Consider the following 13,280-nt stretch of genomic DNA (forward strand, 5'->3'; position numbering starts at 1 on the left):
TGCATGAGGATCGAACAGCTCTCCGACGACGAACTGGCAGGGCAGCCGGCCGCCTACTGGACCGGGGTCGCATACCAGGCGCTGATCGCGTTCACCCGGGCGCGGCAGGCCGAGGCGGGCTTCTCCCAGCCGCAGTTCTGGCTGCTGCGCAACCTGTCCGCGAACGATCTGTCCCCGGACGGTGCGGGGCGTACCGTGCCCGAGCTCGAGGAGGCGATGAGCGATTATCTGCGCCCCGAGGACGACCTGGCCGCCTCCGCGGCCGAGCTGGAACAGCGTGGACGGCTCGCGCGGGAGGGCGACCGCTGGTCGATCACCGAGGAGGGCGAGGCGGCCCGCCTGGAGATGAAGCGGGCCGCCCCGGCCATCCGGGCCCGGATCCACGACGGCATCCCGGACGCCGACTACGTGACGGCCCTCCGGGTGCTGGGCCGCATGATCGCCAATGTGGGCGAGCAGGGACCGCCGGGTCCGGTTTGAAAAGGCAGTCCAGAGGCTGCATAATGCAGGTCATGGACATGGTCTTCCGGGCTCTCGCCGATCCGACCCGCCGCCGGCTGCTCGACAGCCTGCGCGAGGAGACCGGTCAGACCCTCGGCCGGTTGTGCGGGAGCCTGGCCATGACCCGGCAGTCGGTCACGCAGCATCTGGCCGTGCTGGAGGAGGCCAACCTGATCAGCACGGTCCGGCGCGGCCGGGAGAAGCTGCACTACCTCAATCCGGTCCCGATCCACGAGTTGCAGATGCGCTGGCTGGCGCCGTTCGAGGAGCCGCGACTGCGGATCCTCTACGACGTCCGGCGCCATGCGGAGGAGCACAGGGTGAAACCCGATTTCGTGTATGTGACGTATGTCCACGCCACCCCGAGCGGGTGTGGGAGGCGCTGACCTCAGCCGACCTGACCGGCGAGTTCTGGGGCACAGCAACGTGTCCGACTGGCAGCCGGGCTCGCCGTGGGAGCACCGGCGGACCGACGGGTCCGGCATCGCCGACGGCGGCGGTGTGGTCCTCGAGGCCGACCCGCCCACCCGGCTCGTCATGACGTTCGGGGAGGCGGGCTCCGGCGCCGGGCCTGACGCGTCGACGGTCACCTTCCTGATCGAGCCGCACCAGGAGATCGTCCGGCTGACCGTCACCCACGTGAAGCTGGCGACTGACGACGACCTCGAGGCCGTCTCGCACGGCTGGCCGGCGGTCATGGCCAATCTCAAGTCCCTGCTGGAGACCGGCCACGTCCTGCCACAGGCGCCCTGGGAGATGCACGCCGCACTCCGCCCAGGCCGCTGATCCGCCCAGACCGCCTCTACGTGCGGGCCGTTGCGCCTGTGGTCAGGGCGGCTGTGACCGCGTCGCGGATCTCCGCCTCGGTCGGCATGCGCAGCCCCTGCTCGTGGGCGAGTTGCCGCAGCGAGGTCATCGCCACGTCGTCGAGGCTGCACGCCACGAAACGGTCGAAGATCGAGAGGTCGGGGTCGATGTTGAGGGCGAAACCATGAGTCGTCACCCCGCCGCGGATGCGCATGCCGATCGAGACGAGCTTGCGGCCGTCCGGCGTCCACACGCCGACCAGGCTGGGCGAGCCCGGGGGAGTGTCCCGGCGCTCGGTGGCGAATCCCAGCCCGGCCAGCGCGTCGATCAGCCCGTTCTCCAGCCAGCGGACCACGTCGACCGGTCCCCACTCGCGCAGGTCCATCACCAGGTATCCGACGAGTTGGCCCGGCCCGTGATAGGTGGCGTTGCCGCCCCGGTCGACCTCGACGACCGGGATCGCCGAAAGGTCGTGCGGCAGGTCGCCCGGCGGGGTCCGGCGGCCGTAGGTGATGACCGGTGGATGGCTGAGCAGGAAGAGACGATCCGGTGCGGCACCCGCCCGGCGCTCCTCGGCCCACTCCGCCATCCACCCCACGGCCGTGCCGTAGTCCACCTCGTTCAGATCAACACGCTGGAGTCGCATGGACTCCATGAAACACCGTCAGGCGGGTTCGACCGGCAGCCACAGCTCGGTGGTGGCGGTGCTGAAGTCGGCGGCCCGCTCGAGGAAGGTGACGATCGACGGCCCCGGCCGCAGACGCCACGGGTTGGACGGGAACCATTCGGTCGCCGTCGCCGCCCACGTCGCCTGCAGCGTGTCCGGGAAGGGGCCGCTGGCGTTGAAGACCGCCCACTTCCCGGCCGGCACCTCGATGGCGTCGAGGTCACCGGGCACCGGAGTCTGCCCGGTCACGGCGACCCCGTGCAGATAGGTGAGCTCGCTGCCCTCCGGCGCGTCGGGCTCGACACCGTCGGTGATCTGCAGGAGCCCGGCCGGCTCGGTGTCGCTGAGATCCTTCAGCCGCTGGTGCACCTCGGGTGGCAGCGCGGCGATGTGCTGCTGGATGTGCGGGTTGACGCCTTCGTGGATCAGCGGAACCCTCGCGGCGTGGCCGACGAGCCGGAAGGCGGGCCGGTCGGCGATGCGGGTGTCCATGGGGGTGCTCCCTTCGACGGTCAGGCGGAACCTGAGTTGTGGTTGAGTCCGAAGGGGACCTCCGTCGCGGCGTACCTCACCGGGCCCGGCGCCGTGGACCGCCCGGAACGCCCGGCCGAACGCCTCGGTCGAGCCGTACCCGTAACGCACCGCGATGTCGAGCAGGTCGCCCGCACCGCGGACCACGTCCCCGGCGGCCACCGTCATCCGGCGCCGCCGGACGTACTCCGACAGCGGCATGCCGGCCAGCGACGAGAACATCCGCCGCAGGTGGTATTCGGTGGTGCCGAGGCTCTTCGCCGTCGACCCGAGGTCCAGCTCGGCGCCGAGGTCCTCCTCGACCAGGTCGACGAGCCGGTTGAGTGCCGAGATCATGAGGTCTCCCTTCGGCTTCCACTCTCATCCGCGGGGCCGGGTCGGCGCCCGATCGTTCTGGCCCGATCCGATCATGTTTGGCAGAGTAGGCCGGTGGAACTGCTCGATGATCGCGCCCTGCACGCCTCGTCGGTCGTCGCCAACAACGCGATGAACCGGGAACGCCAACTGCACGGGGTCAACAGCTACGCCAAAGTGCTCGGGTTCGACCCGCTGACCAGGGCCGGGGCGGCGTGGCTCGACCTGTGCTGCGGCAGCGGGCGGGCCCTGATCCAGGCCGCCGGGCAGACCGGCGGCGCCACACTCATCGGGGTGGACCTGGTCGACGCGTTCCGGCCCGCCCCGCCCGGGGTGACCCTGATCGCGGCGCCGCTCGAGACGTGGGTGCCGAGCCTGGCGTTCGACCTGATCACGTGCGTGCACGGGCTGCACTACGTGGGGGACAAACTGGGCGTGCTCGCGAGGGTCCTGACGTGGCTGACGCCGACCGGGACGTTCGTCGCCGATCTCGACCTCGCCTCGATCCGGGCCGGCGACCGGTCACCGGCCGAGCCGGGCAGTCGATCACCGGCCGAGTCGGGTGACCGGCGGCCGGCCAAGTCGGGCACGGCCGAGTCTGGTGGCCGGCGGCTGGCCGCCCTGTTGCGTGCCGCCGGTGTCGAGTACGACAGCCGCCGCAAACGCCTCAGCTGCACCGGCCCCCGGGTTCTCGACCTGCCCTACCGATACCTGGGCGCCGACGACCGGGCCGGGCCCAACTACACCGGTCAGCCGGCCGTGACGTCCTACTACGAGAAAACCGTTTGACGGCACCGATAATCTGATCCTCCGTGCTCGCGATGGGTGCCGAGGGGGGCTTTCGCCCACCTCGACTCACCGGAGCCGACGTTGAGATTCCTGCTCGTCACCGTCTTCCTCGACATGCTCGGGCTCGGCCTGATCGTGCCGATCCTGCCCACCCTGATGACCGTGGTCACCGCCGATCCGGCCACCGCGGTCCTCTGGTCCGGGGTGCTCGGTTCCACCTACGGCGTGCTGCAGTTCGTGGTGTCGCCGCTGCTCGGCCGGATCTCCGACCGGTACGGCCGCCGGCCCGTCCTGCTGGTGTCACTGACCTGCCTCGGCGTCGACTGGCTGGCCCACGCGTCGGTGTCCGGCCCGTGGACGCTGCTGGTCTTCCACGCTCTCGCCGGAGCGTGCGCGGGCACGAACACCGTGATCAACGCGTATGTCGCGGACGTCACCGAACCCTCGGGGCGGGCCTGGGCGTACGGCCGGATCGGCGCCGCGTTCAGCCTCGGTTTCGTCGCCGGGCCCGTCCTGGGCGGGTTGCTGGGAACGGTGGACGTACGCCTGCCGTTCCTGGCTGCGGCCCTGCTCTGCTTCGCCAACGTCGCCTACGGCTGGTTCGTGCTGCCCGAGTCGCGCCCTGGTGACGGTGTGACCCCGCTGACTCTGCGCGCCGCGAACCCGATCGGCGCCGTCACGGCCGTCCTGCGCCGCCCGGTCCTGGGCCGCCTCACCGGCGCCCGCCTGTGCGCCGACATCGCCCGCATGATCCACCAGTCGGTGTGGACGTTCTTCCTGACCGTCCAGTTCGCCTGGAGCACCACCCACATCGGCGTCGTCATGGCCACGGCCGCCCTGGCCGGAGCGGCCTTCCAGACGCGGGCGACAGGTGGGATCGTCCGCCTCCTCGGTGACCGCCGTGCCGCGATCGTCGGCAGCCTGATCGGCGTCGCGTCACTGACCGGCATCGTCTTCGCGACTGCGCCGTGGATGCTGTACACCTCGCAGGCGGTCGGGGTGGCCGGCTCGTTCGGCGGCGCCGCGGCCCAGTCGTGGTTCGCCCGCAATATCGGCGCCGGTGAGCAGGGCACGGTTCAGGGCGCCCTCACGGGCGTGAGCGCGATCGCCGAGGCCTGCGTCCCGGTCACCGCAGGCGTGATCTTCGGCTTCCTCATCGGGTACGGCCACCCGCCCCTGATCTTCGCCGCCGCCGCAGCCTTCGCCGCCGTCTCGACGTCGCTGCTCGCCACCACCCGCGACCTCGCGCCGGCACCGTAGCCGGGAGGTGGCGGGCCCGGCCGGCGGCCCGCGTTCGTGGGGCGGGCGAGCCTGCCGTGGCGGTGCGGTGGATAACAGCGCCGCCGGCCGGGCCCGGGGCGGCGGTCTCAGGGCTGCCGCGCCGACATCTCCAGCCAGGTGGCGAGTGGTGGCAGCACCGCGCGCAGGTCGTCGCCGTCGGCCGACACGTGTGCCGCCGCCCGTGCCGCCGGTGTCGCGTTGAAGGCGACCCGCGACGGTTCGTGACCGCGCCATCCACGGGCGTCGAGAACGGACACCTCCTGGTTGGTGAGGGTGCCCGCCGCGTAGGCCGCCTCCGCCTCCCGGACCACCGGCGCGTGCCCCAGCAGCCCGGCCAGAAACTGCCCGCTGCTCGTGCCGGGCACGAGCGTCCCGTCCACGTCGAAGAACACCACCCCACGAACCACGCCCGCACGCTACCCGGCGCCGGGCCGGCTCTCGTGCAGCACCGGGCGCCGCCGGTCCGGGAGTGGGGCGAGCCCGTCCCGGACCGGCGGCGCCGCTGCTCAGGCGGCCGGGATCGGCAGCACGTGCAGCTGGGCCGGCGTCGTGTGCAGGTAGCCGTCGTTGCTCACCGCGTAGAGGCGGCGGCCGTTCGGCGACCAGGCCAGAGCACCGGGCGCCAGGGTGTGGTCGGTCCCGCCCAACTCGAACCGGGTGACCAGGGTGCCGTCCGGGTCGAACACGTAGACGTCCGGGTCGTACCAGGCGAAGACACCGCCTGCGATCCGGGTGCCGTCCCGGGTGACGTCGACGGCGCTCGGGTACGCCCCGGTGTCGTACAGCGTCTCGGTCCGGCTCATGTCGGCGACCGGGAAGGACCGCACCTGGTACGGCGCGCCGTTGGCTGAGAACGCGGTGGTCCCGGCCGGGTCGAGCGCCAGGTCCTGCCCGTTGCCTCCGGAGTTCTCCCAGGTGGTGGCGCTGATCCGGGTCAGTGTGCCGCCGGTGCCGATCGCGTACGCGATGTGGGCCGACGGGCTCTGGCCCTCGTCGCCGGCGAGCAGCACCTTGGTGTTGCGCACCGCCGACGCGAGCAGCGGCGGGGTGTAGAAGGAGGTGTCGGCGAGGCCCTTGGTCACCACGGCGGGCTGGCGGCCGAGGTCGATGCGGCCGATGTTGCCCTCCCAGCCGCCGCATCCGTATCCGAACCAGACGTACCGGCCGGTGTAGGCGAGCGACGACGGGCACGTGCCCTCGCCGATGTCGTAGGTGGCCGACCGCAGCAGTGAGCCGGTGTCGAACGCGGCGATCTCACCGCCCGCCCGCAAGGTCACGTAGAGGGTCTTGCGGTCGTTGCTGAGCTGCAGCTTGGTCGGCCCGTCCAGCCCGTCGATGGTGCCGGTGATGGTGCCGACCGCGTTGGTGACGGCGATCCGGGTGGACTCGCGTCCGCCGCTGACGAAGACGCGGTCTCCTGTGCTGACGACGTCGAACGGGTCGCTGAACGGAAGGACGGTGACGGTCGGCGCTGCCGCTGCCGCTGCCACGCCGGGCGTGATCGCGGCGCCGGTGAGACCGGCTAGAAGTGCGGTGAACAGGGCGAACTTCTTCGAGTGGCGCACTGGCTCTCCCCCATGGATTGTCTGGCGCTCACCACGCGGGGACCGATCCCCGGGCGGCGATCGAATCGTATCTATGGGACTGGCGGGGCGCGACCCGAGAGAGGTCGGCGGGCAAGGCGCGGCAACGGCAGCCGGGCGGCCTGTTTGAATCCATCCCATGCGACACGCTCTCGTCATCGGCGGCACCGGCATGATCGGCGGCGCCGTCGCCCGTCACCTGATCGGGGCGGGCTGGCAGGTCACCGTGACCGGCCGCCGCCCGCGCCCGGTCCCGGACGGGGCCGCCCTGCTCCTGGCCGACCGCTCCGCCCTGCCCACCGGCGCGTACGACCTGGTCGTCGACTGTGCCTGCTACACCGCCGAGCACGCCCGGCAGGTGCTCCCGCTGATGCGTGACGCCGGCTCCGCGGTGATGATCTCCAGCAAGGCCGTCTACGTCGACGCCGCCGGCAACCACGTGAACTCGCCGGAGCCGCCCCGTTTCGACGGCCCGGTCACCGAGGACCAGCCGACCCTGCCGCCCGGTGACATGGACTACGACTCGGCCGAGGGCTACGGACCCAACAAGGTGGCCGCCGAGCGGCTGCTGCTGGACAGCGGGGCGCCGGTGACCGTGCTGCGCCCGTCGAAGGTGCACGGCCCCGGCTCGAACCCGCCCCGCACCTGGTGGTTCCTCAAACGCGCCCTGGACCGCCGGCCGTACGTGCTGCTCGCCGACGGTGGCCGGGGCGCCGACCACACGTCGGCCGCCGCGAACATCGCCGCCCTGGTCGAGTGTGTCGCCGACCACCCGGGGCGGCGGATCCTGAACGCCGCCGACCCGGACGCCCCGGACGGTCTCACCGTCTCCCGCGTGATCGCCGGCCTGGCCGGGCACACCTGGGAGGAGATCGACGACGAGACCGGACGGCATCCGTGGCACCGGGTCCCGCCGATCGTGCTCGACATGACCGCGGCCACGGCACTCGGTTACCGGCCGATCGGCGACTTCGCGGCCACGGTCGTGCAGGAGGTCGACTGGCTGCTGCGCAACCGCCCGGAGGATCCCGAGGGCTGGTTCGACTATCCGGCCGAGGACGCACGGGTCCGATCGGGCTCGGGATCGGCCCGGTGACGGGATTCGGGGGACGGCTGCGCTCGTTGCGGCGCGGGGCCGGGCTGACGATGGAGCAGCTGGCCGAGGCTTCCGGGGTGAGCGTCCGGGCGATCAGCGACATGGAGCGCGGGCACAGACTTCCGCGCCGACCTGGCCGCCTTCGACGTGCCGACGCTGGTGATCCACGGCGACGACGACCAGGTGGTGCCGTTCGAGGTCGGCGGCAAGGCGTCGGCGGAGCTGGTCAAGGGCGCGCGGCTGATCGTCTACCCGGGCGCGCCGCACGGCATCACCGACACCCACAGCAGCAGCTCAGCAACGATCTGTTGACGTTCCTGCAGGAGTACGGCGCCTGACCGCGCCGCCGGCCGCCCCCGTCTCCGCCTCGTCGGGGGCGGGGGTCGCGGCGCTCGCCGGGTGCCGTGGCATCCGGCTGACGTCCGGCTGAGCACGGAACGCCTCGGCCAGCTTGTCCCCGTGGAACTTCTTGGGCGCTTCCGGTACGTGTGTCTCTCCCATACGTCCATGGTCGGCCCGCCCGGCCGCTCACGTGACCGCTTTCGGTCACCCGGGCTCGTGCCGCGCTTCTTTCGGTCACCCAGGCTCGTGCCGGGCTTCTTCGGTCAGCCGGACTTGTGGCGGGCTTCTTCGGTCAGCCGGGCTCGTGCCGGACCCCCGCCGCCACGAACCCGCCCCGCAATGCCTGCTCCGCGCCACTGACCGTACCGCTGCCGCTCCGAACGCCCTACGCTGCGAGGAGTGAGCGACTTCGATCTGGCCGGCCGCCTCCGCACGGTCGCCGAGGAAATGTCCGCCCTGAGCGACGACCTGCGGGCCGCGACCACGGCCGCGCACGCCCGCGAGTTCCACGCCGCCGACCACGACGGATACGTTGAGGTGACCGTCGACGGCCGCCCCCGCGTCATCTCGATCCGGTTGCACCGCGACGCCTTCCAACTGCACCCCGACGACCTCGACGAGATGCTGACCCCGCTGCTCAACGACGTTCTGGGTCAGGCGCGCACCGCCGTCCGAGACGCGATCTTCGAGGCGCTGCCGCCGCACTTGCGCACCGACATCGAACGGGCGGCCGACCGATGACCGACCCGATGGACGCCCTGCACCGGGCCATCACCGACTACCCCCGCCTACTGGCCGCCGCCTCCGAGAGGGCGGCCACCGCCGCGGCGGCGACGATCACCGCCCGAGACGAGAGCGGCGCGGTCACGGTCACCGCGTCAGGCGCGGGAGACATTCTTGCGGTACGGGTGACCGCCCGATCCCTGCAGGACTGGGACGCCCACCAGTTGGCCGCAGCCGTGACCACCGCCGTGAACGAGGCCCTGTCCCGAGCCGAGGCCTCCCTGGCGCAGGCGACGACCGTGACCACCGCCGACACCGAGCGTCGGGTCGAGGGCCAGTTGCAGGCCTTCGAGCAGAAGATGGACGCCACCCTGGACCGCCTCGACCAGCTGACCCGCGACCTGGACCGCCTACTCGACGACTGACCCGGTCACCGCCGCTCCTCCTCGGCGATGTCGTCGGCTCTTTCGGCGGCGCGGCCGGCGTCGTAGTAGTTCTTGGCGGCGTCCTCGGCCGCGCTCACCAGGGTCGGCGGCGTCACCACACCGAACGTCGCGATACCCACGGCCTGCGCTGTCGCCGCGTTTGCCGAGTGGAATGCGGCCGTCTTGCGCAGTCCTTCGACGCCCTTCGTGGCCTTGGCCGTCGTCTTCATCTTCGTGAGCGTCTCGTGGAAGCTGTTCATCGCCTTGTGGAGCTTTCGCAGAATGGCCGTCAGTCTTTCGAGTAGCCCGGCGACCTTCTTGAGCAGCCGGCTCAGCCTGGTGATGACCCGGGTGACGTCGGATAGCGTCTTTGCCGCCTTGGCGAGGGCGGCCGTGGCGAAGGCGGCCATGGAGGTGCCGGCCGTGACCGTCAGAAGGGCGAGATTGGTGATCCAGATGCCGACCACGAACATCACCAGGCTGGTGACGAGGCTGATGATGACGTTGGCTGCTTCGACACACGCTGCCGCTGACTGCTCCAGCAGCTCAGGGACCTGCTGCAGCGAATCGCCCAGATGGCGCAGCTGACGATCGATCAGGCCGATGTCGGCGGCGATCGCCAAGTAGGCGCCGCCTTCCCAGTCAGCGGCGAGCTGGTCGCATTCGCGCAGCTGCGCGTCGGCCATCGCGGTGACGGCGGTCGCCATCGCGGCGTACTGCGGGGCCGCGGCCATCAGCGCCTGTGGATCACCGCTGACCGCCTTGAGGTTCTCGTTGATACTGGTGAATGGCTCGTGCAGTACCGATTGGATGATATCGGGCAGACCTGCGAACCAGCTCTCGAGCTGATTGGCCGCTGTCTGGCTCATTGGACCCCCGGGTGCAGGGTCTCGTCGAGGTCGTCCGCGCTGAACTGGTCAGTCTGGGCTATCAGGTCGACTGCCTTGTGGATGCGCCGACCGAGCGCCAGCTCGATCTCGCTCGCCATCTCCGTCGCCTCGGCACACTGCGCCACGAACTCCTCGTAGGCGTCGTGGACCTTCCCACCGATACCCGGCACGTAGCCGAACGCGTCGCGTGGCAGCCTCGTCGAGTTCAGCTGACTCCGAATCTGATCGAGGTGGTCCCGGCGCACGATGGTGCGGTCGGCGAAGGCCTCGATCGCCGGTAGATCGGCTCTCACGTCGGACATGTGACCCCCGTTGTGGCTCCTCAGTGCTGATCGGACAGAGCGCGCATGAAAAGGCGGGGAGCGCCCAGGTCGAAGGCGGTGAGGGTGAGCATCACCGTCGAGCCGTCGACGAAGGTCAGCTCGCACCGGCCCCACTGGATGAAGAGCTTGCCGCGTCGCCGGACGCTGCGGATCGTGGAGCGGGGAAGCTCGTCGAGAAGTCTGAATCGGACCTCGTCGTCGCCTTCCCTGTTCAGGAACAGCAGCCGTTTGTCGGTTACCGCCCAGTCCGGATTGATGTTCTCGGAATCGGCATTGCGGATCATCTGCCAGACGCGGTGGCCCCAGGTGCCCGGCGGTCCGTTTCCGGCTGAGCCGAACAGCCACCGAAAGAAATAGACCTTGTTGACGTGGATGCCCATCCAGGAAACGCCCTCGATGAAACGGCGTGACTCGGGCGGATCCATGCCGCTGCTGTCATTAGGCATGTGCGTGTGGATGTAGCCCATGGCGAGGAGGCGCTCGCCCGGGTCGAGGATCTTGGCTACGTCGGCGCCGTACACCTTTAGCAGGTTGAACAGGGGCACGCTGGTCACGGTATCGGCGACGACGCCTTTTGCGCGACCCCGGTGCGCCTTACGCGTACCCCTGCAAAAGGGTTCAACCGGAAGTGATCGGCTTTGTCAGGTAGACGCAGGTCAATGCGGCTTGGGCCGGCCTGCCGGTGATCATTTCGCGGATGTCGGGGTCGTCGGTTTTCGGCATCTTGCAGGATTTGCGGGCCTGGTCGATCAGGCGCAGCGCCTGGGCGATCTCGGCCTCGCGCTGCGGGCAGCGGTATTCGACGTCCACGTGCACGTCGGCGAGGGTGCCGTCGTCGGTGTTGACGGCCACCCAGCCGGCGAACTCCTCGCGGTCCCAGCCGCAGACCTGTTGGGCGACCTCTTCGATCTCGGCGAAGCCGGTGTCGGACAGCCGGTGCCCGATCTGGCCCTCGAGGGCCTTGCGGTAGCCGTCGGCGTCGTAGAGGGCCTCGGCGACCGGCTCGTTGACGACCGGGCCGGCGGGCGCCGTGTATCCGGCCGGCGCGGTCACCGGGGCCGCGGGCTGGTCGAGGACACCGGCCTGGAGGGCTCCGGCGCCGACCGCGCCGGCCAGGGCCAGGGCGGCGACGGCAAAGCGGGTACGGCGGGTCGTCCGGCGTCGGTGCAGCGCGCGGCGGGTGTGTACGCCCCGGTACCGCTCCTCCATCCGATGATCCCCTCCGTGTCCGCCGGTCAGCCGTTCCACCAGTCCTTTCGGCCGTTCCGGCGTGGTCCCAAGGGGTTCGGGGCAGATCTCACACGGTCAGTCGCCCTTGACGTTGACGATCTGGCGCAGGGTGTGCCGGATCTCGACCAGATCCTCGGCGTCCTTCATGACGACGTCGATCGGCTTGTACGCCTGCGGGATCTCGTCGAGGAACGCGTCGGTGTCGCGGAACTCGATGCCCTTCATGGCGGTGCGCAACTGCTCACGGGTGAAGGTCTTGCGGGCCTGGGTTCGCGAGTAGGCGCGGCCCGCCCCGTGCGGCGACGAGCTCAGGGCGGCCGGGTGGCCCTTGCCGACCACCACGTACGACGCGTCGCCCATCGAACCGGGGATGAGGCCGGGCACGCCCTTCGCCGCGTTGATGGCGCCCTTGCGGGACAGCCACACGGTCTCGCCGTAGTGGGTCTCCCGTTCGGTGTAGTTGTGGTGGCACTGGACGCGGTCGCGCTGCGCGACCGGGCCGCCGACGAACGCGGCGAAGCAGGCGATCACCCGGTCCATCATCTCGTCCCGGTTGACCAGGGCGAAGTTCTGCGCCCACCGCAGCTCCCGCAGGTAGGCGTCGAACTGCTCGGTGCCCTCCTCCAGGTAGGCGAGGTCACGGTCGGGCAGGGTGACGCCCCGCTCGGCGATCAGGGTCTGCGCGACCCGGATGTGGTGGCTCGCGATCTTGTTGCCGACGCCCCGGGAGCCGGAGTGCAGGAACAGCCAGACCGCGCCCTTCTCGTCGTGGCAGACCTCGATGAAGTGGTTGCCGCTGCCGAGGGTGCCGAGCTGCAGGGCCCAGTTCTTCGCATACCCGGCGGGGTCGAATCCGGCGGTCTCGGCCTCGGCGGTCAGCCGCTCCACCCGCTGCCGGGCCGAGTCGGTGAGGCTCGTGTTGTAGGCGCCCGCCGACAGGGGCACCGCCCGCTCGATCGAGGTGCGCAGCCCGGTCAGGTTCCCGCGCAGGTCGTCGCGGTGATACTGGGTGCGCACGGCCGCCATCCCGCACCCGATGTCGACGCCGACCGCGGCCGGGATGATCGCCCCGAGCGTCGGGATGACCGAGCCGACCGTGGCGCCCTTGCCCAGGTGGGCGTCGGGCATGAGCGCGATGTGCGGGTGGATGAACGGCAGCTGCGACGCCTTCTCGGCCTGGCGCTGCGTCTCCGCCTCGAGGATGCTGGCCCAGCTGATCAGCCGATCATTGATCTTGCGCATGCGTCCACCGTACGGTCAGGGGGCCCCGAGATCGCGGACGTGCCGGATGCCGCCGCGCTCCGACGGGCCGACGGCGACGAAACCGGTGGCCCGCAACACCGCGAGCGAGGCCGTGTTGTCCCGGCCGGCGCCCGCGGTCAGCCGGGTCAGGCCGTAGTCGTGGCGGGCCAGGTCGATCACCCTGCGGACACCGAGTTTGGCGAGCCCGCGCCCGGTCGCGTGCTCGGCGACCCGGTAGCCGAGCTCGGCGCTGCCCTCCGCGACGTCGAACAGGTTGAACCGGCCCAGGACGGCCCCGTCCTCGTCGACCAGCACGTGGAATTGGCAGGTCCCGGTCGACTGCTCGGCTAGCAGTGCCGTGTGCCGTCGGCTGAAGTCGGTGAAGTAGTCGTCGCCGCGGTCCGGAATGGTCCGGGCGAAGAACTCGCGGTTCGTCACCTCGAACGCCAGGAGGGCTTCCGCATGGTCGTCCCGTAGGCGCTGTATCTCGGCCATT

18 protein-coding genes and 1 pseudogene are annotated in these 13,280 nt (G+C 70.7%); 9 read left to right on the forward strand and 10 right to left on the reverse strand.

Going from position 1 to position 13,280, the window contains the following annotated elements; all coding sequences use genetic code 11:
* Nucleotides 1–3 precede the first annotated feature (3 nt).
* Genes ACQPZW_RS17235 through ACQPZW_RS17245 form a run of 3 tightly spaced genes read left to right on the forward strand, consistent with a single transcriptional unit; the run spans nucleotide 4 to nucleotide 1,287 of the window.
* On the forward strand, nucleotides 4–480 hold the full coding sequence (locus tag ACQPZW_RS17235) for a MarR family transcriptional regulator (protein ID WP_433795895.1): 477 nt from the start codon (nucleotides 4–6) through the stop codon (nucleotides 478–480).
* A 32-nt stretch (nucleotides 481–512) separates the two neighbouring features.
* Nucleotides 513–887 carry an ArsR/SmtB family transcription factor gene (locus ACQPZW_RS17240; protein WP_433795896.1) on the forward strand — a complete coding sequence of 125 codons (375 nt, stop codon included), beginning with the start codon at nucleotides 513–515 and terminating at the stop codon, nucleotides 885–887.
* Between the two features lie 40 nt (nucleotides 888–927).
* Nucleotides 928–1,287, forward strand: coding sequence for an SRPBCC domain-containing protein (locus ACQPZW_RS17245; RefSeq protein ID WP_433795897.1), 360 nt, complete (start codon nucleotides 928–930; stop codon nucleotides 1,285–1,287).
* A gap of 16 nt (nucleotides 1,288–1,303) precedes the next feature.
* On the opposite strand, the gene lipB is transcribed toward ACQPZW_RS17245, so the two are convergent.
* Both lipB and ACQPZW_RS17255 read right to left on the reverse strand, forming a co-directional pair.
* Nucleotides 1,304–1,954 (reverse strand): lipoyl(octanoyl) transferase LipB, encoded by a 651-nt coding sequence (gene lipB / locus ACQPZW_RS17250; protein ID WP_433795898.1) that lies wholly within the window; start codon nucleotides 1,952–1,954, stop codon nucleotides 1,304–1,306.
* An 18-nt stretch (nucleotides 1,955–1,972) separates the two neighbouring features.
* Nucleotides 1,973–2,842: an AraC family transcriptional regulator gene (locus ACQPZW_RS17255; protein WP_433795899.1), complete on the reverse strand. Its 870-nt coding sequence runs from the start codon at nucleotides 2,840–2,842 to the stop codon at nucleotides 1,973–1,975.
* 93 nt (nucleotides 2,843–2,935) lie between these two features.
* Between ACQPZW_RS17255 and ACQPZW_RS17260 the strand changes: the two genes are divergently transcribed.
* Nucleotides 2,936–3,649: a class I SAM-dependent methyltransferase gene (locus ACQPZW_RS17260; protein WP_433795901.1), complete on the forward strand. Its 714-nt coding sequence runs from the start codon at nucleotides 2,936–2,938 to the stop codon at nucleotides 3,647–3,649.
* 81 nt (nucleotides 3,650–3,730) lie between these two features.
* Nucleotides 3,731–4,909 (forward strand): MFS transporter, encoded by a 1,179-nt coding sequence (locus tag ACQPZW_RS17265; protein WP_433795902.1) that lies wholly within the window; start codon nucleotides 3,731–3,733, stop codon nucleotides 4,907–4,909.
* 107 nt (nucleotides 4,910–5,016) lie between these two features.
* Here the strand turns inward: ACQPZW_RS17265 and ACQPZW_RS17270 are convergent, their stop codons facing one another.
* Complete coding sequence (locus ACQPZW_RS17270; protein WP_433795904.1) at nucleotides 5,017–5,337, reverse strand: hypothetical protein; 321 nt, start codon at nucleotides 5,335–5,337, stop codon at nucleotides 5,017–5,019.
* Nucleotides 5,338–5,436: 99 nt separating this feature from the next.
* Complete coding sequence (locus ACQPZW_RS17275; protein WP_433795905.1) at nucleotides 5,437–6,495, reverse strand: YncE family protein; 1,059 nt, start codon at nucleotides 6,493–6,495, stop codon at nucleotides 5,437–5,439.
* A gap of 157 nt (nucleotides 6,496–6,652) precedes the next feature.
* Here ACQPZW_RS17275 and ACQPZW_RS17280 point away from each other — a divergent pair, with 157 nt between their 5' ends.
* The 4 genes and pseudogenes from ACQPZW_RS17280 to ACQPZW_RS17295 all read left to right on the forward strand — a co-directional run bounded on the left by ACQPZW_RS17280 (nucleotide 6,653) and on the right by ACQPZW_RS17295 (nucleotide 9,099).
* A complete protein-coding gene (locus ACQPZW_RS17280; protein ID WP_433795906.1) occupies nucleotides 6,653–7,609 on the forward strand; it encodes an NAD-dependent epimerase/dehydratase family protein in 957 nt (318 codons plus the stop codon).
* Nucleotides 7,610–7,723: 114 nt separating this feature from the next.
* Nucleotides 7,724–7,947 (forward strand): annotated as a pseudogene (locus ACQPZW_RS17285) (alpha/beta fold hydrolase); the annotation flags it as partial.
* Nucleotides 7,948–8,350: 403 nt separating this feature from the next.
* The gene (locus tag ACQPZW_RS17290; protein WP_433795907.1) at nucleotides 8,351–8,692 is read left to right on the forward strand and encodes a YbaB/EbfC family nucleoid-associated protein; all 342 of its coding nucleotides are present in this window, start codon (nucleotides 8,351–8,353) and stop codon (nucleotides 8,690–8,692) included.
* Complete coding sequence (locus ACQPZW_RS17295) at nucleotides 8,689–9,099, forward strand: YbaB/EbfC family nucleoid-associated protein (RefSeq protein ID WP_433795909.1); 411 nt, start codon at nucleotides 8,689–8,691, stop codon at nucleotides 9,097–9,099. Before ACQPZW_RS17290 ends, ACQPZW_RS17295 begins: the two co-directional genes overlap by 4 nt.
* A 5-nt stretch (nucleotides 9,100–9,104) precedes the next feature.
* Here the strand turns inward: ACQPZW_RS17295 and ACQPZW_RS17300 are convergent, their stop codons facing one another.
* The 6 genes from ACQPZW_RS17300 to ACQPZW_RS17325 all read right to left on the reverse strand — a co-directional run bounded on the left by ACQPZW_RS17300 (nucleotide 9,105) and on the right by ACQPZW_RS17325 (nucleotide 13,279).
* Nucleotides 9,105–9,968 carry a WXG100 family type VII secretion target gene (locus ACQPZW_RS17300; RefSeq protein WP_433795910.1) on the reverse strand — a complete coding sequence of 288 codons (864 nt, stop codon included), beginning with the start codon at nucleotides 9,966–9,968 and terminating at the stop codon, nucleotides 9,105–9,107.
* Nucleotides 9,965–10,291, reverse strand: coding sequence for a hypothetical protein (locus ACQPZW_RS17305; RefSeq protein ID WP_433795912.1), 327 nt, complete (start codon nucleotides 10,289–10,291; stop codon nucleotides 9,965–9,967). The genes ACQPZW_RS17300 and ACQPZW_RS17305 overlap by 4 nt, the downstream gene beginning before the upstream one ends.
* Nucleotides 10,292–10,311: 20 nt before the next feature.
* Entirely contained in the window at nucleotides 10,312–10,857 is a 546-nt protein-coding gene (locus ACQPZW_RS17310; RefSeq protein ID WP_433795913.1) for a hypothetical protein, read from the reverse strand.
* Nucleotides 10,858–10,930: 73 nt separating this feature from the next.
* The gene (locus ACQPZW_RS17315) at nucleotides 10,931–11,521 is read right to left on the reverse strand and encodes a hypothetical protein (protein WP_433795914.1); all 591 of its coding nucleotides are present in this window, start codon (nucleotides 11,519–11,521) and stop codon (nucleotides 10,931–10,933) included.
* A 96-nt stretch (nucleotides 11,522–11,617) separates the two neighbouring features.
* Nucleotides 11,618–12,784 carry an RtcB family protein gene (locus ACQPZW_RS17320; RefSeq protein ID WP_433795915.1) on the reverse strand — a complete coding sequence of 389 codons (1,167 nt, stop codon included), beginning with the start codon at nucleotides 12,782–12,784 and terminating at the stop codon, nucleotides 11,618–11,620.
* A 15-nt stretch (nucleotides 12,785–12,799) separates the two neighbouring features.
* Nucleotides 12,800–13,279 (reverse strand): GNAT family N-acetyltransferase, encoded by a 480-nt coding sequence (locus ACQPZW_RS17325; protein ID WP_433795917.1) that lies wholly within the window; start codon nucleotides 13,277–13,279, stop codon nucleotides 12,800–12,802.
* Between the last annotated feature and the right edge of the window lies 1 nt (nucleotide 13,280).

Origin of the sequence: Actinoplanes sp. CA-252034 (genome assembly GCF_050956125.1) — a bacterium.
Taxonomy (GTDB): Bacteria; Actinomycetota; Actinomycetes; order Mycobacteriales; family Micromonosporaceae; genus Actinoplanes.